A 21,721-nucleotide genomic window follows, 5' to 3' on the forward strand; every position below is an offset into this window, starting at 1 on the left:
TATAGATTTCTCCTGCCTGACTTGGCTGAGATAGGTCCCTATTTTCTGGAGTTGCTCCTCTTGCTCTAGACTTAAGTGGCTCACCAAATCTCTCCACCCATTAATCCACGTTAACAATTTTTATACAGAAACATCGGATAGTAACATCCTCTGGGCATCTCACCATAGAACTTATCAAAACTTATCAAAACTTAACAATATAGCCAATTTGCTGATGAAATAGGAAAACTCTCTAATTCTAAGGTATGGTTTGGATTGGCATCCTCCCCCGGCAGGAACAATCCTCGCGCTGGGGGATTTCCACGTTATACCGAGTTGCATTCAAAAAGAGTAGATTGGTTGGATAAAGAGATGGGGAGATGGGGAGATGGGGAGATGGGGAGATGGGTGGAAGAGGAAGTTATAAGTTTGACCGCAACTTGATATCACTGTAAGTCTTTATCCTTTCGTTGAGTTGGCTGAATGCTGTTCCCGTAGCGTCCGCGTAGCGCATATGCTTAAGAATTATCAGCTAATTTTTGGCAAGAATTTAATGCATCCTTTTGTTTGCTTTATTTGCCGTAAATTTATGCTTGAATAATGTTTTAATAAGGGAAAAGTATTATGATAGAATTTGATTTATTTTTCGGTAATATTCTGCATATTTCTACATTTATTTATATATAAAAATCAAAAATTTATCGTTTTGATATACGGATAACAGTCTAGCAAATAAAAGACATATTATGAACATAATTTTAAATTTTAACAGTGGTTTTAACTGGCGATAGGTTTTTGATATCCTGACTAAAGTCAGGATAAAAGGAGTGGGGTATTGACAAAAGCGATACAAAGGGGATAGTATTGCGAACGTGACCAAATGCCAGACGAAAAAACTAGATATAGAACGATTAAACCAGTTGCCGAAGGAGGAAGTGGTAGAAATGCTCATGACTGCAGCGAAGTCTATAGATAGATCAGCAGCAAGCAACAATAGAAGAACTGAAAAAAGAAATAGATAAACTGCCTGTAATTAGCAGAGTTAGATCGCAAAATATCATCAAAACTGCGATCAACAGACCTACTCAGAAATAGTAAAAACAAGATACAGGAGAAAAATCTAAACGTCAACCAGGCAGACAGCAAGGACATCAAGGAAAAACCTGGAGTGGCTCTCGGTCTCGGGAACCTTTTCAGGATACTGCTAATTTATCTATCGGCTAATTTATTAAGTTAAGTAAATATTAAGTTAAGTAAAAAAAATGCTCTGCTTAGGGGTAGTCTGTGATAGAGTTTGTTGAGCAAGCTCGACCGGCTCAACTTGATAAAACTGCACTTGCTCCTTATTTGATTCCATAACCTTACGTTCTGAATCATTACATATAATTCAAGGGAGTTTTTATGCTCGCATACGGATTTATAACATTATTGAGTCTAGGTTCTGAGTACTACTTTAAATACGAGATTGATGCTCAGACTGGTTTCCAGATCTATTGGATTACAATCCCTGAGGGACTCGATAAGGAACGCTATAGCAAACAAACAATCTCCGAGTTTTTAGCAGAATCATCAGTTGCACAAATTCTCAAACCTGGAGCACCCCTTGATAAGAGCCTTTATCAAGCTAGCCTAATTTTACCCGGATTACCAGCCTCACCTTTCGATGCATTTTATACTATTGAACTAACCTACGACAGCGATTCATTTACGTTAGGAGTTCAATCGACTGATTCTTTTGGATTTAGTCCGGAAGGCTCAACCCATTTCAAAGATTTAAATCTAAGTTTTACCCAGCAACTTAATTCCGAAACCGTCACTGTCAGTGGAACAGTGACGGCGGTTTTCTCTGGTCAAGATATTGTCCTTGAGGCAGGGGTGAGCGATGGCTCTGAACTGATTTTTAATTACAATCCCAATAATCCTCAGGAAATCCCGATTCAACCCTGGGGCAATTTAGAGTTGACGACTTTTACGGTGAAACCTGGGTCAAATCCTCTTCAACCCCAGGTGCTCTACTGGTTTGGAGAAAAGTCGGGAGAATGGGTTTATGATTGCTCCTTGAGGAATACCGAAGATGCACCCGCCATCGACTTACGGATTCAAACGGAGCCAGAAACAGTGCAGTGGGGATTAGGGTCTATTGCTGTTAAAGATGGCTTGATCGAGAGTGAAAATGCGACCCTAGAAGCGGCAAACCTAAGTTCTGCTAGCAAACTGATCAAGGCATTCCAAGAGAGCAACGAAATCACTATTGCAACCTGGATTAAGCCTAGCCAAACGGGTCAACAATACCCAGCTATAGTCCTGACTCTATCCGAAGATCCTCAAAATCCCTATGTGACTCTGGCTCAAGGGGATTCAGAATGGCTAGAGGGTTATGGAAATCGGTGGTCGGGGGATTGGTACCATCACGACGAGTATAGTGTGCTATTGCGCACCAACACTAATGATAGAAACCGATATTGGCAAATCCTGACGACAAGTCCCGACACAGTAACAACCGAGCTAACCTATGTTGTCTATACCTTCTCACAGAATAACTTCGGGGATGAGAGTGATAATGCCAAGTTGTATCTCAATGGCAAGCTAGACAATTCAAAATGGATTAATAGCGATAATCAGGAGCGTCATTTTTGGAGAAATAGGAATCAGCAGAGTAATCGTGGAAAAAATAGGAATCAGAGGGATAATCGTTGGAAAAATCGGAATGATGAGGAGGATTCTCCTTGGAAAGATAGGGATGATCCCGAACTTAATTCTTGGATCAATGACCCTGCTGTTAAGTTAGCTTTAGCAAATGACGTTTTATTTATCCAACGCAGGGGCAACTTCCCAAGGAATGAAGATTTCCCTTGGGAAGGGGAACTCTACGAGGTGGCAATTTATGACTCCGCCCTGACACCAGAGGCGATTTACCAGCGCTACTACCCCACTATTGAAATTTTGGGCAACCTGACGCTGACTAATATGCCCACTCCTTTGAACCAACCCCTAACTGCTCAACTGACTTTGGAGGGTATGCCGGATGTAGAGCATTATTCAGAGTCTAAGCTCAATCTTAAGGTTGACACCTCTGAAATCCGGGAAGTTACTCCTGAGTTTGACTTCACCAAGATTGCCCTGGAATGGCAATCAGAACCTGGAACCTCCCCAACCTGGTACTTTAAGTGGGGACAAGTGGATAGCACGTTATGGAAAACGTCAATTCCCTTTACGGCAGTTCAAGGGGATGCGCCGGGTAAACTTGCCCTCAATTCACCGGAATTCGATTTTCAAATCGGATTAGGACAAATTAATACCCTAGAGGGGTTGTGTCTATTCCTGAAATCAGATACCACCGGGGAGATCTGGCAGATGTATTCCATCACCTCTGTGTCTGAACTAGTACTCCCCCAATTAAGGGATTATCGCCCATTTGATTGGACGGTAGATTTCAAGCTACTGTTTGCTCGTCACGATCAACAACGGAGTCAATTTGACCCCCTCGGGATTGAAGATGGGAAAGTCGTTCTCAAGGGCAATTGGTTGGGAGAAAACCTTGTACTCCATGGCTGGTGGCGCAATGAGCAGTTTGTCCTGGAAGGGCAAAGAACTTTGAGTCTACCGTTTGAAGTTACCTTGGGTCCTATCTTTGAACCCGGTACCTCCCACAAGATTATCGACCAGGTAGCGATCGCATCAGTGATGAACGCCACTGTAATCCTGGAACTGACTGAGTTAGGCTTTTTGGCAAAAGTCTCTGGAACCTTTGATTGGACTGATCAAGCAGGGACGGTAAACACCTTTACAGTGCCGGAGTTTACCCTAGTCCGCCCACCGCTGACTCCCAATCACATCCTGGAAGCGATTTTGGCAAGGTTAAATTCCGAAGTAGATGTCATCTTTGCACAACAGTTTCGCCATCAAGCGGACTACTACTTTACGGTGGTGGAGCAAAAACCTGTTATTTATTTGGGCAAACCCAACGACCCTGCTGCGATTACCCAAACTACAACATTGCCCCAGTTATTCAACACTGCTGCGGATTCCAATAATATCTCCAGCACCGCAGGCATCTTTACCCTGACAGAAAATGCCGATCAAAGCTGTACCCTGACCATAACTCCTCCGGAAAGCAGTGACAATTGGCTAGATCAACTTAAGACCGATTACGACAACTTTATTACTCAACTAGATACCAACAGTAATCTGATTCCTGGTACCCTCACCTTGGTCAAAACCCGGATTGCTGAACGGATGCCGTTGTTGGTTGAGGAAATTCTCTACTACTACTACGGCTTGGATACTGTTAATGGCTCAGTGGATTTGCAAGCTGGAATGCGGTTACGGGTCGATTACCAAAACTATCAGTTCGTTCATCCAGCCCAATCTACGGCTAATTCAGGGTTTGTGGGCAGTGGCACGTCTTACTATAGCCTCAACAGTTATCGGGATGGCACTAACCTAATGATTAATTTTGATGGGTTTTTGTCCCAAATCCAGCCCTATGTCACCACAGATATTGCTACGGTAGGGGCTGGAAGTAGTCTGGATACCTTTAAAGTTGGCTATCAAAAACCCTACTTGCGGCTAGTTTATCCTAGTTTGGCAGCTCCTTCTGCAGGTTCCCTCGATCCCGGACAAGCTGCAACCATTATGGGAGCCGCAACAGTAACAGACCTGGATAAAAATACAAACGTTGCCAGCTTTTATTTCCGAGGACGAGCAACAGTCATTCCAGAAATTACGGTGGTGCTACAGGAACAACCGGTATTTGTTCCGGTGGGAACGACTTTACGACAACTGATGGAGCAACGTGTCAGTATTCCGTCAGTATCCCTGGGAGAATCGCTGCTGCACTCTACCGGAAAACCGAGGTTGAGCCGTCTTTTACACGAAGGGGTATCCAACGAACCTAGCTATCGGTTTATCTACCTGGACGTAGATAGTCCGGTGCTTGATTTGCCTCTGGTCAAGGGCGATCGCATTGTCCTGTAGGGGGTGAGCAGATGACTACCTTTACCCAATCAACAGCACAGGCGCTCTACTTTTTACCTGAATCCGTTAACCCTACCGTTCTTGATGCAGTCGCTCATGGGGGGAACCCCCAAGACCGCGCTGCATCGCTGCCCTATAGCATTGGGTTTTGGGTGAATGAAGGATCGATAGAAGGTTCCCAAACTGTTTCCCTGGAAGAAACTTGGACAATAAAGACGGGAATATATCTATTTATCAAAGCTGCTCCAGAGGGGAATGATGCTATAAACCCTTCGGTATTGAGTGACCGCATTGCTGAATTTCTGATTACACCTTCGGTACGCAATACTCGGTTTTTGTGGATTGATAACCCAGAGGAGTTAGTCTCTCGCTGGCGATTTCATGCCCTAACCCTGTCTCCAACAGATACCGTAGAGCGACTGACCTTTTTTAATTTCCGCAACTATGAATTAGCGATCGCTAGTGGTGTAGTTTGTCAGTTGAATGGAACTAAAGACGGGTTTGTGTTTGCCCTGGATCCGTCTGTACACAACCTCCCTAACACCGGGACTGAATCACCGGAAACTGAATTACCGAAAACTGACCCCTTTTATTTGTCCACAGGTTATGGTGCTCATCAACTGAAAGGTATTGAGGTCAATGAAGCAGGGGAAGCTCTGGCATTACCCTTTAGTGGAGAGTTGGCCGGTTGCCTGACCTTTGCCCTGACCTTGCAAAACCGATCTCCTGGCACCGCCTCCTTTGAGGAACTGGTCTATCTGGATGTTACCCTGCGGATGTTTTTCAAATCCGCAAACTCCTTACTAGACCCGAGTGACCCCTTGTCTGGTTTTGCAGGATTGAATAGCGACCAGGAATTCCTGATTTCTAGCCATCGATATCCTTTTCTGGGGGAAGATAGGGATGCTGCTTCCCATTATTCTAAGCAGGGGGATGGTAGCCAAAATCTGACCTTATATAGCGCCCTAGATCCCCTCCAACCCTTGAATGGCGATCGCACTTACTTTGCCTTTGTAGAGCCAGGAAACTCTACTATTTCGGATTTATCCTTGCCTTCTTGTTATCGCACCAATTTGGGATATTCCATTCATGTCACTCCCCATGGTCATGGGGACAGTCGGCTAATCTTTGCAGAGCGTCCAGGGCAGAATTCTAGCATCTTTGGTTCACCCTTGTATCTAGTCCCCCAAGGGAAATATACTCTCTCGGTTCCCAATTACGAGAGTACCCCTATCCCCAGTGGAAAGGACTTTTCGATACGAGATGAAGATAACTTCTTGTGTGGATTAGCGGGGATTGAATACATTCAACTGTCGAGTCAACAGGTTAATATTCTGCATCTGGAAGCTGGAAAACCGACCTTTGCGCCGGATTTCGTTCCTGAGCAAATTGTAGATACCAATGAAGCTGGGCAGCGTCTAGAATCGGGAACAACCACAGCTTGGGGATATATTGAATATGACCAAGTAACGAATTTACCGGTCTATTTTTCCCAACCCAAGCAGTCCTTGCTGTATCGAGCATCAACGTTTCAGGATGGAAACCAAGACCCAACTGATGATCCCCTCAGGTTTTTGGAGGTTCCCGTTACAGGACTGCCAAGGGGAGAGTATTTACCCTTGTTTCCCTATGGTGGCGTAACCGGAACCCTGGCTCACTATCAGCAAATGGAGGAACAAATCCTCAATCCCCAGCGCCGCCAAAAAATTAGAATTGTTGCTGAAACAGACACCACTCAACTTACCGGTGAACCTCAGGAAATACAGGGCATAGGCATAGGGACATCTAGTCCGCAAGCATTCAGTGCCTTGAGTAGATCAGCTACCCCTGAAGCTCAGGCCATGGCTGCTGCTAGCTCAACAACGGAAACCATTACTGGTACAACTTCCCTGGGATTGTTGGCAACCTATTCCTCTGATTATCAAACCCTCAATAGTCTATTACTGGCGAAGGATACCGAAAAGAAGGATGTGAGTTTGCAGGACCTAGAACGGGGTTCATCCCTCCGTTCAGCTTTCCAGTCCAGTCAGATGTTCCTGGTGATAACTGACCCGAGTTCCCTCAAAACCTTTGATACCAATGAACCTCCTCAAGTTATCAAAGAGCATTTTCAGAATAATCAACTGACTATTCAAGGGTGGACCTTTGATCTCAATCCAGACAATTGGCGACAGGGCACAGGGGATACTGATACGGTCTTACTGTTTAAGTTCCTAGATAAGCCCCTGATTGATATTCTCAAGGATACCGCCCTGTGGGAACAACCGGAGGTATTTGTCGGGACGGCAACGGATGCTGATGAACGGGTCAAGGAAATTAAAGCAGTGCGCGATCGCTTAGTGACATTCTTTGAAAATGCGATTGCAACCGCCAACGACCCCAATGCTGCCGAAAAAGACCGGGATAATGCTGCCCCTCTAGCCCGGGTTGGCAGCAGCACCTTTTGGTCAGGGATGATCGCGTTAAATGTCAAGCTCCCGGTCGGGACAGGAATGCCTCCAGACTTGAAAGCCCTAGAATGTGGCATACAAGACCGGGATAATTTCTACGCTCAGTATGTTGGAAGTAACGGCACCCCGATTTTGCCCCAAAATGGGCAATTGGTAGCGGAACAGTCTTCTTTGTTTGGATTGCTGGACTATGAAGACAACTCCGTGCCAGAAACTGGTCCATCGGGCTATGCCTTCCAGGTGGCCAACTTACGGGTGCAGTTCCAAAATTCTCAAATTACCGCATTTTCCAGTGAAGTCAATCTTACCCTAGATAAACTCTTTGACGAAGCCACCCAATTACTCAATAGCCGCTCAGGACGGAATATCGTCATTCTCCAGGGCTTTACGGAAGAACACAATGGGGTGATTACCTATGGCTTTAGCTTTAGCGGCGAGAACTATTTTGCCCTACCCGATAGTCATATTCTCAATAATGTTGACATCGTTAAGGCCACTTTTTCCACAGATCCCCCAGGCAATGATACTACACTCACCATTGGACGATTTACCCTCTGGGGCCGTCTCAATTTCCGTGACCTAGAGGCCTTTGATGGATTATCCTTTGGGTCAGATACTTCCCTGTCCGATGAAGTGTTAACTGCCAGCAACCTGGTCAACCGCAGTGCCCGTGCCCTGGAAGACGATTATCAGGTAGGGATTGATACTCTCAATCAAGCATCAGCGGAGTTGCAGCAAAAACTGGATGAGCTAGCTAATAACGAACAATTCCTCCAGTTTTCAAAGCTGAGTATTGTGATGAACTGCAAGCATACCAATGGTACCCAGGATATCACCTTTAGTGTGGATCCCAGCCAAATTGCCTTTGATTTCGCTCGCAGTAAAGCCCGCCCCCATAGTCTCTACAGCAAATTTCCCCTCAAGCTGACTAACTTCGTTTATCTCGACCCTGCTCAACCCGATAACAAGCCTAAAGGGTATCTTACGGTTAAAACTCCCTTGGGCAGTGGTTCTATGCCCAACAGTGGCTTTGGTTTTAACTTCGAGTTTAATTTGGGCAGTTTGGGGGCATTGTCGGGATCGGCTCAGTTTGTGGTTAATCTGTTGATTATCTGGGAACCGAATCAGGATGGTTCCCAGGAGGGAGCAACAACCTTTGTGGGATTGAGGCTACCGGGAATTGGTGGGGATGTACTGGGTTTTCCTCTCCAAAGTGTACTGAAGCTGTCCTTCAAGACGGTGGAATTACTAGTTGATTCGACTAGCGCTTCTGGTACAGCTTACTTGTTAAAAATCAAGAAGGTTGCTCTTAAGTTTTTTGTCCTCTCATTTCCCCCCAATGGACAAACCGAAATTGTTATCTTTGGCAATCCTGATGCCACTGATAGTAATGATGCCGTTGGTTGGTATGCTGCTTATGCTAAATAACTACAGCTATCTGGTGGTGCGTCCCCCACCAAAGGTTAATGTCCAACTATTAAAAGCAACGTCAGCTATCAGCTATCAGCTATCAGCTATCAGCTATCAGCTATCAGCTTATAGGTTAGGTCACAGGCTAGAAGCCTGTGCCACGCTAGTTGGCTTTTGAATAAAATAAGCTGACGGCTGACGGCTGACGGCTGACGGCTTACAAAGCCACTAACCAATAGATTTAATTTAATTTAAATAAACAGGAGATCCGATGGCAGAGCAGAAAATCCCCAATTATCAAGATATTAACGATATCCCAACGTTTATGGAGGAAGTACAGACTACCTATAGCATTACTGAAGAATTGCCCATCACCTTATCTGACAATCATCCATTATCTGATATGTGGGCAAAACCAATTACTGTTACGGAAGGTACATCACCGGATCCTTGTTATACGGCTACTGGATCAATTAATGATCAGTTTCCCTTCAATTTTGCCAAGGATTTTCCCTTTGATATTAAAGATTTCAGTTTTCTAACCAACCAAGACGTTGCTCCTGAACTAGCAATGAAGTTGAAGATTGATGTCTTCCAACCTATCCCGGAACCTGAAGATAGGAGGGGGATTAAAGTAACCGTATTTTCGGTACCCCAATCTGATGATTATCCCAATGGTGTCATTGTTAAAAAAGGCTTAACCTTTGTGGACGAAAATGGAAATACTGTGGCTGATGATAATCTTTCGACACAAAAGATTCCAGAAGAATCAGTGGTTCCCCCGGAAGCTGAAGTTAAGCTCGATCAACTATAAACCAATCGAACTTTTATAAGTTATACTTGGTAAGTAATAGTGTTTTAATTTTACTGACATTTTTTGATTTTATTAGATTGAACAAGGAGCAAGAAGATGGCAGATACTAAAGTATTTTTTTGTGTTTCTCTAGAACTGGCTGGAAAGACAATTTCCTTAGAACCTAAAAATGCTATTAATGAAATTAAAGAAAAGGGAATTGAAGTTGAACTTCCGGCAGGGGAGAGAGTCTATTTAGGGACAGTAGGTACCTCTCTTAACAGTATTTTACAAACCCTAGGAGCAGTTGAGTCAGGCACAACGGCTTCCTTTCTGAATGAGGATGGCACTCTCAAGTCCGACGAATTACCAGATATTACCGTCTTACAGGATGCGGCAAGTGTGCTGGTTGAAGCTGGTTTATATGTGGATGAATTTCATGTCAGAATTCCAGGTTCTAGTGCTTCAACGACAAATGCTGATGGAAAGAAAGTCGTTGATAAAACGAAGACAGCTTATACTGTTGGACTATCAGCAGAATGGCAAGAGAATTCAGGTCAATTAATAGATGGATTAGACCTTAAATTAAGGGGGGTCTATTTCAAAATCAGTAATGAAGAATAGCGATCAGTAATCAGTGATCAGCTATCAGCAATCAGCAATCAGTTATCAGCTATCAGCTATCAGCTATCAGCTATCAGCTTATAGGTTAGGTCACAGGCTAGAAGCCTGTGCCACGCTACTTGAGGTGCTTTTGAATAAAAAATGCTCCCTGATGGCTGACGGCTGAATGCTGACCACTGACCGCTGACTTTAGATAATTCCATTTTTGCCTAGTAATATTTCTGAATCGAGCCATGACTGCAATAGTGCAAAGAACAACCAGTGTTAGCTTTGGTCTGGTCTCAGAGCTAACCGTTGCTGGTGAAACTGTCAATTTGATCCTGGAGAAAATTGAAGACCGCAACGTAACGGTTTATCGGGGCGGTATGATTGCTGGACAGCGACTTTATGTCGTGGCGCTTTTGGAAGAACTGATTCCAGAATTAGATGCACCAGACTCGATTCAGAACTTAGCCATTACCAAAATGGCGGTGGAATTGCGACCGGATAAAGGGGCATTTTCCTTTGAGGCTGCTATTGGGTCTGTTACTGGGGGAGGGGCCTGGTCGATTACCCTCGATTCGGGGCCAACCTTATCCATCGAACAGCTTGCCCTGTCAGTGTCATCGGTCAAATCCTCTGGCTCAACCAATGGCAATCAACAGAATACGGCAGAATCCCTCTCCCAGCAGCGAAAACTGTCATTTGAGGGGCTGTTTGAGTTATTTGGGGGCGAATTTGCGGTTAAGGTTGCCCATCAATTTTCTTCACAAAGTGGAAAGATTGTCAGTCAGTGGGGATTTTCTGCCACTGCTCAAAATATTAGTATTACTGAAGTCATCAAAGCTTTTGGGTTTTCCCAGGATAAACTCGATGAGTATGGATTGCGGAATTTAGTAGTTTCCCTGGCATTTGCGCTACAACAAACCCGCTATCAAGAGAATAGTACACAAATCGTCGAATCCCGCTATACCTTCACCGGATCCATGGATTGGGATACTGGCATTTCCTTAGTGCCAGGGGAAGAAACCCTGCAAATCCAAGCGGCGATTCAAATTACTAAAACCTCCAGTAATAGATCAGGGGGAACCTCTACGACCCTAAAAGGCGCGATCGCAGGAACGGTCAAAGCCTCTATTCCCTTTTTCGATACCTTACAACTCTCGGTTATCTATACCTTTAGCCAAACCAGTAGCACATCAGGCTCTGGTCGTTCATCCAAAGCCCTGGCTAATCGTACCGGTGAGTTAATTTTCCAACTCCAAATCAGTACCCTGTTGTTGAGCGCAGTTTACACCAATATCAATAATCGTAAACTGTTGCGGTTTAGCGTTAGTTTGATCAATGGCAACAATAATCCCACTATTGGTGACCTGATTGCCTATATTGTCAGTGTATATGACTCCAGCATTACTGACTTTGAACTCGACCCACCCTGGGATGAATTTGCTAAACAAGAAATAGCGCTAGATAAGTTTAGTCTGGAGATAGACCTAACTAATAAATCCATCACCATTTCCTACAAGGCGACCTTGAATGTCTTGATTGCTAAGGTATCCAATGTGGGGTTGTCTTACCAGTTTGGGACTAAGTCATCTCAGGTCAGTACCCAACAAAATAATGCTAGAACAGCATCCAATAAAAAAATAGCGATCGCAGTAGACTTAAGTATTCCTGGACAACCCAAAAAGCGAGTTCAGTGGGACCCAGTCAATGAAAATCCCCCAGAAGTGCCCAGCACTAAAGCCCCGATCTTCGAGCTGAAGTTCCTGGCTTTGGGACAACGGGTTGCCTTCGCACCAGAAATTGTGCAACAAGCTCGTACTATTGAGCAATTCACCACGGTGATGCGCCAAACCTTGGTACCCCTTCCCCCTATTAAACGGCGGCAAAATCCCCTCACAGCTCTGCTACAGTCCTTACCCTCAGCCGTAAGTTCTGACCCCACTCAACCGATTCAATTTTCAGGTCAGCCCATTCAGTTTAGTGCAGAGAGTGGGTGGTTAATTGGTGCCCAATTTGTGATTTTGGGTGCCATTGAGATCAGTGTAATTTTCAACGATCCCTTTATCTACGGGCTGCGCATTAGCTTGTCGGGACCCCCAGTACAGAGTTTTGCTGGATTTGAATTTGAAATCCTCTATCGCCGCATTAGTGACACTGTCGGGGTCTATCGCAGTGAGCTGGTTTTACCCGACACCATGCGGTATATCGACTTTGGTGCTGTTCATATTACCCTGCCGGTGGTTGCCATTGAAATCTATACCAATGGAGACTTTGGCATCGATGTGGGCTTCCCTTGGGGTGGTGACTTTTCGAGATCCATTGCCGTTAATGTCGGCATCTTTTTAGGATTAGGGGGCTTCTATTTCAATAAACTGAGTGCAGAAACAGCAACCAGTGTTCCCAACATTGTTAGTGGCACCTTTGACCCGGTATTGGAATTTGGCATTGGCTTACAGGTCGGGTTGGGGAAAATTATCAAGAAAGGTCCTCTGCGCGCCGAATTCAGCATTACCATGCATGGGATTTTGCAAGGGGTGTTTGCTACCTATAATCCCACCGATACTAATCAGAAAAAGGCCACCTATTACCGGATTCAGGGTGGTGTAGCCATTGTTGGTCGCATCTATGGTGTCGTGGACTTTAAAGTAATTCAGGTTGATGTAGAAGTCCTGGTTAAAGTTGCGGTGCTGTTTGTGGTGGAGGTATACAAAGCCATTCAGGTGGCTCTGGTGGCTACGGTTTCTGTCAGAGCATCGATCAAGATTGCCTTTGTCCGGATCAGATTTAAGTTTAACTTGACCGTGCGGGAGCAATTTGTTCTCGGTTCAGATAGCACACCACCCTGGCAACTCGCTGCTGGTTCTGGGGGAGCAATGGCAGCAACTGTTCCGGTATTTACTGCCCGTGCTCAAACCGTGCGTCCCTATCGAATCAAAAAAAATGGTAGGGCTAATCGCTTTGGTTTTGCTAAAGCCCAGACCATTAGTAGCACAAGAACAGTTACAAATGTAACTACTACAAATGCTACTACTACAAATACTACTACTACAAATGTCACTACCCAAACATCTGGTGGACGGTCATTGCGATGGGATGATGGCACAACGGGAATTAAGCTAGCACTCCCCGGAGACGTGCGCACGGAAACTGTAAAAGACGACAAGCTTCGCCTCGATATTTATTTTCAACCGTCCTTTACTAAGACCGAAACAGATACTAAGACCGAAACAGATACTAAGACCGAAACAGAAGTAAGTGGTATCGGGTTATTGTTTATGGAAAACTCGATTCCTCTAGATGATAACTCTACCAATGATAATGATACGGACTTTGATGAGTTAGTTAAAGCCCTATTTAAATGGGTGATTTATGCCTATTTATCAGATAGTGAGCGTAATGCTTTAAATATCGACACAAGTGCTGTTAATGTTGATGCTCAAGTCTTAACGTTGGAATTGTTAGAAGATGTTTATACCCTATTCGTTAACTACTTAGAGGAAGAACCGGCGGATGATTTTTGGGCACCCCTGATTCGATTCTTGTCTAGGAATTTTATATTTGATATCACCGACCGCCCCATCGATAATACGGAAATTAGTGGTACCATTTTCCCGATGTTTCCTCAACTTCAGATGGAACTAAAGGATGGTGCTGATGAGAATGATCCCAATAAGCAGCCCAATATCGTTGATTTTGATAGTACGAAATATTCTCCCGCTCAAATCAAGGCGATTCAAAATTATTTTCAATCCTCCAACTATAACCATAACCAGAGCACAGAAGAAGTGCTGGGACAAATACCGACCAACGATGCATCCGCAGATTTAGCGATCGCTGAACTTTTATTTATTGACTACTTCACCTTAATTATTCGTTCTGTCGTGCAGCTTGGCATCGATCATGTTAGGGATAAAAAAGATGGGGTTGATGCCAATGGTACGATTACTCTGATTGACTTACTCAATCATTTCAATGGTGGTGAGTCGTTCCAATCCTTAGCGGGAATGACCTCACGATTCTTGTTGCATGGATTGCGATTACCCATCCTTACAGGTAGCACTACAACCATTAATGGACAACAACAAGCTGCTTATCTTGCTACAGGACAACAATTTACTGTCACAGTCACGCGCACCCCTCCCGCAACAGACGGGGATAGTGAGACGGTAACGATTAGCCCCAATGAAATCCGGTTATTTAAACTAGATACCTTGACTTGGATTCGACTAATTGATTATCAAAGTCAGACCAGTGATAGTGAAACTAGTCAGACCAGTGATAGTGAAACGTTAACCTGTGAACTCAATTACCCTTTCCCGGATAGTGATCCTCCCTACAACACCATTACGCTTATTAAGCAGCTTGATGAGGCAGAAACCAGTGGAATTTTGCCCACAACTCCTCCAACACTGCTGGAGTTTTACAATCCCACGAACCAGCAATACACCATTCGCCAGAAAACTTACTGGAATGAATCTATTAATGCAACTAGCAATAATCTGCTGTGGGAACTTCCTTCCGGTTTATGTGATTATCTCAAGTCTAAGTCTGATCAGACAAGCTTAACCCTTTTCTACAATCAGCAGCCAGTTCAAGATGGGGAAACTTTAGATACTGCGGAGATTGAAGCAGGATATACTTGGGCAACTAAATTAACATTGGAAATCCGCCAAGTCTCGACCTCAGATGGGAGCGGATTTTTGGCCACGGTATACGCTATTGAACGGATTGAAACGGCTAGTCGGCAATTGCTGCAAGATATTCTGACCGCAAACGTAACTCCTACAACCTTGACCTTGTTGTATTTGGATGACAGTGATGACAGTGGTGGCTCGAAAGTTCTGACCCGTAATGGCAGTGCTGAAGTCTTGATGCTGAAGACGAATTTATCCCTAGATTCTGGGGATAACCGTACGGTGACACTAGACGTGTCTACGACCTTCCTACCATTCCTAAGACTGGTACAGGAAAGCACTGTTGTAAATAGTGAAGGCTATTACCTCAACTATAGCTATACAGAAAACGATGAGCAAAAGGGCTTACCAGATTCTCTGTTTGCTGATGGGGACACGGCTCAGGTAACTCTGTTAATGACCTTTAGCAGTACTGCCGCTAGCTATCACAACTGCCTTAATATTCCGTCTGATCATTCCCAGAGTAGTACACTCAATGGTGTCAGCGAAATTTTTGCCACCAGTAGTGAAACCATTGATGTGTTAAGGATTCCGGCGGGAAATCTTGGTTTTAGACTGACCCGTGACTCCATTGAACCTGTAGACAATAATACTGCTACCGATGAGATTCAAAACCTCTATCAGCTTTTAAGTTATCAGCTGCCCAGTACAATTGAAGCTGACTTTAAAACCGGGCAAGACCGTCTACCGATCGGACCTATTGAAGAAGATGAGGATAATACAAAATGGGTCTATGAAAAAGTCTTGCCCGTTTATGCTTTAACTACCGCCGCCGACACAGAATCCCAAGCATTACCGGAAATTCTCAAGGATACCCTCAATCCCTATTACGGCATTGGAGATACCTTTAAGTTGGATTTTCGCTGGCAAGATATCTATGGCAATCGCTTGGGAAGCGATGGGAACTTTGCAGAAGGTATTAGCCAAAAATTAGGGTATTTCGACCCGATTTTCGGCATCAATCAATGGCCCTCGGTGGGTGAAAGCTATCAGATCACCAGCAAGGATGATAAGACTGCTAATTTGATTCTGGAGTTGGTGTTAGACCAATCTAAATATATTCCCACTCCTGGGAATCTTTTCACTGAGGCACTGGATAAGATTAAAACTGACCGCGCTACTTATCAACAAATTTACTATCAGGTTCATGACTCAAACTTAACCTTTACGGTGAGTACATCGGTGATTCCCAGCGGTGACCAGGAGTTGACTGATGCCCAGCGTGCCGCCTTCACGGACTTTGTGGATAATGTCTATAAGTATTTGGTCACTTTGGAATATCTCCAGGAATTTGCCTATACAGTGGCTGGTAACAGTGAAGACCTGGAATCAGTTGCTAATCAGTATGGGTGTGATATTGGAGATTTAGGAGATAGTAATAGTGCAGTTAGTGGTATTTTCAGCAGTGATCAAAGTATTCAGATTCCTGTTCCTGTAGGTATTCGGGTTGAGCCAACCAACAGCTTAAATGCGATCGCAACTAAGCTCAACAAAGATTACGGCACTCAAAGTGACAAAGTTGAGGAAATTGTCACCAAATATGCAAAAACGGCGGATTTATTAGCGGTTGGTGGGATTATTGCTTACACGGATAGCGCTGGTAATTCCGTCAACTATACCGTTGAAGATGGGGATACCTTCGAGTCAATTGCGATCGCACAACTCGCCCTAGAGGAAGACCACCTGATCGAAATCCTGCTACAAACCATTGCTCAAGGGTTAGATACGACCCAAACCTTAACCAATGGTGTCCTGATCAAGGGTCTAGAAGCACCCCACGTCAACAATTACGTTACCCTAAACGCCACCCTCGAAGAAATTGCCTATGGGGTATTGCAGCTGGAAAATGCTGACCTGGATCTGGAGTTTGACCAGATCCTGACTGACCGGATCAATGAGATTATTGCAGAGAATGAATCGACGGTATTGCTGGCAGGGGTTACGGTTTCAGCCTTGGATAGCACAACCCAGGATGGCGAAACTTTGGGCAATCTTCGAGACCGTCTGTTAGCAGCATCCCAGGATGTGGTTGAGGCCATTCGTAATCTGGAAATTTTCCCCACGGACACAACATTAACGGTCACGGTGACCAAGAATGATGAAGCTTCACCAACTCCGTTTAATGTAGACATCAAGGTGATCACTGACAAGACCTGGAGTGCGATCGCTGCGGCATTCCCCAATACCTCTAGGATAGAAACTGCTGAAACGGTGATTCTTGCCAATGCCCAACGCCAGGATTTACTGGTGGCAGGTTCCACAATAACAATCCCCGAGATTAGCCTTGATTACACCATCCAGGATCAGGATAGTCTATATCACATTGCCCTTAACCAGTTTGTCGCCACTACTGATGTTCGCTCCCTCGATGTGCTGAAATCGGGCATTGTTGCTGAAGTGGGTGCCCTGGAGTATACCATTACTGAGGCAATTCTGCCCGAACAGAACACCCTTGCTTACCTAACTCAGCAGCTTCATCTACAAACCAACCGTCATCGCACGGTGTTGGAAACGGTACAAGGGGTGGGCAATATCAGTGACATTCTGACTGAGTCTGCGATCGCTAGTCAATTAGCTGTGGTTGCTGCTGCTGTCAGCGAGATGACTGGGTTATTTGGTACGGAGGATGTAATCCTGGCTGACGTGCTGTTTAATTACACTGTCACCAGTGGGGATAGCTTTGACCAAATGATTGCTATTGCTGCTGCCCATGATAGTCAAATTATTACCGATCAAACCACAGCAGGGGATATTGCCCTTCAAAATCCCACTTTAGCCTTAGAGTCCGGGGCAACCCTCTACATTCCGGATCGCTTTACCCTGGATACCTCTTCTGCACAGAACGCTGACTCTCTAGCAGTGGTACAATCCACAGCTCAAACAACATCCCTGAGTACGTTAACCAGTACCATGGGAACGGAAATTACCCCAGCAGCAGTAGCGATCGCTAACCAAACCCTGGCAGGACTGTTGAGTGGCAATACTGCTATCGATGTCCGTCCGGTTTTGGCATCCCTGACTAAGATTAGTTACAACAGTGACGATACGGTAAATAGCGACTTAGAACGGTTAACGGCTTTCATCGATAGTCAAACTATCCAGACCGGAACCGATCAAACATTATACACCCTCACCTCTCGATGGGCGCAAACCCTGGTTAACTTCAAAAATAGTATTGATGCCGAAGCCAGTCAAACCCAGCAAAGCATTGGGGCGGTGAATGCTATTTATGAGCAACTGGACAACTTAGCAGGGGCAAATCGAATTGCCTTACGTGCTTTACTTGATCCCAATGATAGTGAATCTTCCTTGAGTATCTTGAAAGCAACACTGTTGGATGCTCAAGGTAACCTTAAACCCCAATTCGAGCCATCAACGGTTCATAGCGAATCTGATACCCTAGAAGATGATGTCCTGAATGCGATCGCTCAAATTGAAGATGACAGTAATAATGATCAGGTATCGAAGGACTCATTGGACATTATTCATCGCATGTATGACCTCAGTTGTCTGAAAACAGCGGTGGATCTGTTAGAAAAGCGTTCGCAACGCCCCCTGACTGTGGCAGAAGTAGGACAAGCGCTCCAAAATGAATCGGGTCTAATTGAGCCCTTACAGGATTGGATTGTTCCCCCGGCGGTAGCTAGCACAACGGTTGATCTCAACTTCCGGGATAACAATAATAGTCTTCTGTATCCAACGGATTTACTATTCTCGGTCACCGTACAGCTGGAAATGCGGCGCAACAACGATTTGATGCATCCAGGCTTTGTGCCTGAAGCTGAGGTAGTATCAGCCTATTTTGCCCCCAAAACCGTTGTGCTGACAAGCTCCTCAGATGATCAAAATGCTGAGTTTAGTGAACGCCTGGCCTCCCTTGACCCCTTTGCGAAGGCATTTGAGCAAGCACTACCTAACTTAAAGCTAGCAGTGGGGAGGAATGCTGGGAATATTGATAATGCTAATCCTCAAAACAGCGATACCCTGTGGGCAGTTCATCTGGGGGATACGGGGATTAGTTACGATATCAAAGAGGATTTCCCCTACTTCTTTTCCGCTGCGCCTTTGAGCAATACCTTAATGTCAGGGGAAGTAAGCCTTTACAGCTACACCCAAGATGGTGGACTTGACCAAACCTCAACAGAAACCGTGCGAGTGGATGCGGTAGACCTGAATGGTTTAGCCCGTAAGTATTTACGTGCTATTGAAGATATCCTGAAACCGGAAACAGCTATTCCTGCAGTGAATGATACCACCTTAAAGGGTGAGCTTGGGCGGATTTTAGATGTCAAAGCAAGTTTGGCAGATTCGATTAGTAACAATGTGACCCATGTATTGGATACTTCTGTGGATACAACTTCCCCAGAGTATACTACTCGCCAAACCTTAGCAGTGGCAGCACTCCAAAAGGAATTGCTGACAAATTTAGCGGATGCTTACGACATTGAAACCATTGTTCAATATAACGTGGATGTAGCGATCGCTGATGGCTATCAATGGTCTGGTCAAGATATTCCTCGTTTATCTGGGCAACCAGTCATGAGCGGGGCTTATTACACCAATCTTGAAAGTACACCCAACTCCACTAGTTCTGACGCAGACAAGCAAGCTCTGCTTCAATCGATAGATTTCACCTTATCTCCAGCTAAAATTTCCCTGAGCGATGCCAACAATGGTAAGTCTACGCTAACCTTCTTCTTCAATACCCAAACTCCTCAGCGTTACGAAGATATTGCAGTTAATCTGAACTATCAGGTTAATGAGTTGGAATACAATATTAATACTACTAATTCCACCTCCTCTTGGCTCAATTTTATTCAACCTCTCAACGATGATCCTAATCAAATTGGAGATGTTCAAATTCCGATTCCTTTGCGGGATTTTCCCCTTCCTCCTTCTCTGATTTCCCATACAGCAATTCCTGACCCTGACAGCTTTGCTGGTGAGATTCTCAGTGCTGAGGATATTCGAGACTGGAATTATGTTTTCCTCTATGAACATCCCGATGTGGCTCAAGATACCATTGAATGCCGGATTGAATACAATGGTTCCTCTAAATTAACGATTAATGATGTCTCTTTGGAGGAAGGACAAACTGCAGTTTTCACTATTACCTTATCTCCTCCCTCTGAACAGACTGTTACTGTAGATTATCAAACCCAGGATGGAACCGCAAAAGCACCAGGAGATTACACGGCAACTAGCGGAACTCTGCAATTTGATCCAGGTGAAACCAGCAAAGAAATTGAGGTTACAGTCAACAGCGATGATGTTGTTGAAAATAATGAAACCTTTACCCTTGTGCTGAGTAATGCAGTTAATGCAGAGATTGCGGACCCAGTGGGTGTTGGAACAATTATCGATACGACTAATACTATTGATCCACTGTTGGATACCCTGGTGCGGTTTAACAATCTATATCCAACCCTAGCCAGTGATCTCAAAGCTTTGGAAACAGGGTTAACCTCTGACAACCAGACTACGGTTACCTCTGCCCTCAATGCCTTTGCGACTCTAGCAGAAGACGTGGCTAGGTCATGGCAAATTTGGCAACCGATTGCGATCGCACAGGCATCTCGCCAGACAGTTCACTACAATATTGATGAAAACCTATCCGCTGACGAAGAAACCAAAACGGTTATCATCACTCCCACTAACAATCTTCCCGTTGCTGATCAACAAATCTTAGACATTGAGTTACCAGGGTATGAGTTAAATGATACCAGGCAAAACGATGTAACCACTAACTCCCCCACAGTACCTTATACAACAATTGAGTATGATTTCACCAAATTGCTTGATGCAACTGGGGTAGAAACCTTTGGGGAGTCGGCATTACCAGATCGTAAGGTGACTGTGACTAATTTGGATGTGTTGGACTATCAAAATGCCTGGGGTGCTATCCGTCTCGCCCGCAATAAAAATTTGATTGATGGCAGGGAAACTAATGCTGCTTTCATCTTCCAGACTCCTGAAGTAAGGTTTAAGAATCGGATTACTCCTCTAATAGTTAATGATAAGCGTTGGGATATTGCAGACCTGGGCGATTCCAGAAGTAAAACTTTGACACAGCATCTCGAAGAGTTATTCAAAGTCTTGCTGCCAGCTATCATTAACCGTCCTTATGATATTCGGATTAGCTGTCAGTATGCCTTTGCTTTAGCTAGCAACACTAATGATGAGGAACTGTTAGCTTCCTTACCTGTTTTACTAACCCCTCGATTTACGGTTCAAAAGTCTGGGGATTCCACGGATATGTTAGCAGTGACTCAACAGCTGCGAACAAATATTGTCCGAGAAATTGACAATTGGCAGACTCAGAAAAACCCCAATCAAACCAGGGGACGATATCTGTTTAGTTTTAGTTTCTTTTCCAATCCAGAAAATGTGAGTACTACGGAGAATCCTAACTTGCCTTTGTTAACGGTGGAAAACTTGAATCTTTTGCTTACAGATATTATCGAGGAATAGTTATAGCAATTATTATAGCTATGAGGTACAAAGCGATCCCCCTAAATCCCCCTTAATAAGGGGGACTTTGAGGTTAAAAAGCGTACGTCATAACTCCAAGAAACGCTATAGTTATAGCAATTCTCAGGAGGAGTGAGCGATATTGCTTATCCTTTTAAGGCAAGAGGAATCCCGCCTAACACCCCAAGGCTGTTTCATTGTCGGATAGAGCTGTTGACAACAATGGTGATCGCTGTGATGTCAAATGCCAGCGGTCACTCGATTACGTCAATAAATGGAGTTTGCCTGATGTAAGCAATACTCCTTGAATCATAACCTGCTCGAAAGTCCTGAATGTG

The 21,721-nt window shown here is 44.5% G+C and carries 7 protein-coding genes; all 7 read left to right on the top strand.

Translation table 11 applies throughout. The features are described from left to right. Nucleotides 1–255 precede the first annotated feature (255 nt). Nucleotides 256–423 (top strand): hypothetical protein, encoded by a 168-nt coding sequence (locus tag F6K53_RS29475; protein ID WP_293023110.1) that lies wholly within the window; start codon nt 256–258, stop codon nt 421–423. A gap of 957 nt (nt 424–1,380) precedes the next feature. Next, complete coding sequence (locus F6K53_RS29480) at nt 1,381–4,956, top strand: LamG domain-containing protein (RefSeq protein WP_293083123.1); 3,576 nt, start codon at nt 1,381–1,383, stop codon at nt 4,954–4,956. An 11-nt stretch (nt 4,957–4,967) separates the two neighbouring features. Next, nucleotides 4,968–8,834: a hypothetical protein gene (locus tag F6K53_RS29485; protein ID WP_293083126.1), complete on the top strand. Its 3,867-nt coding sequence runs from the start codon at nt 4,968–4,970 to the stop codon at nt 8,832–8,834. After that, the gene (locus F6K53_RS29490; RefSeq protein WP_293023102.1) at nt 8,824–8,994 is read left to right on the top strand and encodes a hypothetical protein; all 171 of its coding nucleotides are present in this window, start codon (nt 8,824–8,826) and stop codon (nt 8,992–8,994) included. The genes F6K53_RS29485 and F6K53_RS29490 overlap by 11 nt, the downstream gene beginning before the upstream one ends. 93 nt (nt 8,995–9,087) lie before the next feature. After that, nucleotides 9,088–9,630: a hypothetical protein gene (locus F6K53_RS29495; RefSeq protein ID WP_293083129.1), complete on the top strand. Its 543-nt coding sequence runs from the start codon at nt 9,088–9,090 to the stop codon at nt 9,628–9,630. Between the two features lie 96 nt (nt 9,631–9,726). Beyond that, entirely contained in the window at nt 9,727–10,233 is a 507-nt protein-coding gene (locus F6K53_RS29500) for a hypothetical protein (protein ID WP_293083131.1), read from the top strand. Between the two features lie 233 nt (nt 10,234–10,466). Next, a complete protein-coding gene (locus tag F6K53_RS29505) occupies nt 10,467–21,383 on the top strand; it encodes a Calx-beta domain-containing protein (RefSeq protein ID WP_293083134.1) in 10,917 nt (3,638 codons plus the stop codon). The last annotated feature ends 338 nt before the right edge of the window (nt 21,384–21,721 follow it).

Source organism: Moorena sp. SIO4A1 (assembly GCF_010672065.1).
In the GTDB taxonomy this organism is placed as follows: domain Bacteria; phylum Cyanobacteriota; class Cyanobacteriia; order Cyanobacteriales; family Coleofasciculaceae; genus Moorena.

What these genes read in the sequence shown, in the direction of transcription:
- F6K53_RS29490 (WP_293023102.1), top strand. Translation starts at nt 8,824, where the DNA reads ATGCTAAATAACTACAGCTATCTGGTGGTGCGTCCCCCACCAAAGGTT.
- F6K53_RS29500 (WP_293083131.1), top strand. Translation starts at nt 9,727, where the DNA reads ATGGCAGATACTAAAGTATTTTTTTGTGTTTCTCTAGAACTGGCTGGA.
- F6K53_RS29485 (WP_293083126.1), top strand. Translation starts at nt 4,968, where the DNA reads ATGACTACCTTTACCCAATCAACAGCACAGGCGCTCTACTTTTTACCT.
- F6K53_RS29505 (WP_293083134.1), top strand. Translation starts at nt 10,467, where the DNA reads ATGACTGCAATAGTGCAAAGAACAACCAGTGTTAGCTTTGGTCTGGTC.
- F6K53_RS29495 (WP_293083129.1), top strand. Translation starts at nt 9,088, where the DNA reads ATGGCAGAGCAGAAAATCCCCAATTATCAAGATATTAACGATATCCCA.
- F6K53_RS29480 (WP_293083123.1), top strand. Translation starts at nt 1,381, where the DNA reads ATGCTCGCATACGGATTTATAACATTATTGAGTCTAGGTTCTGAGTAC.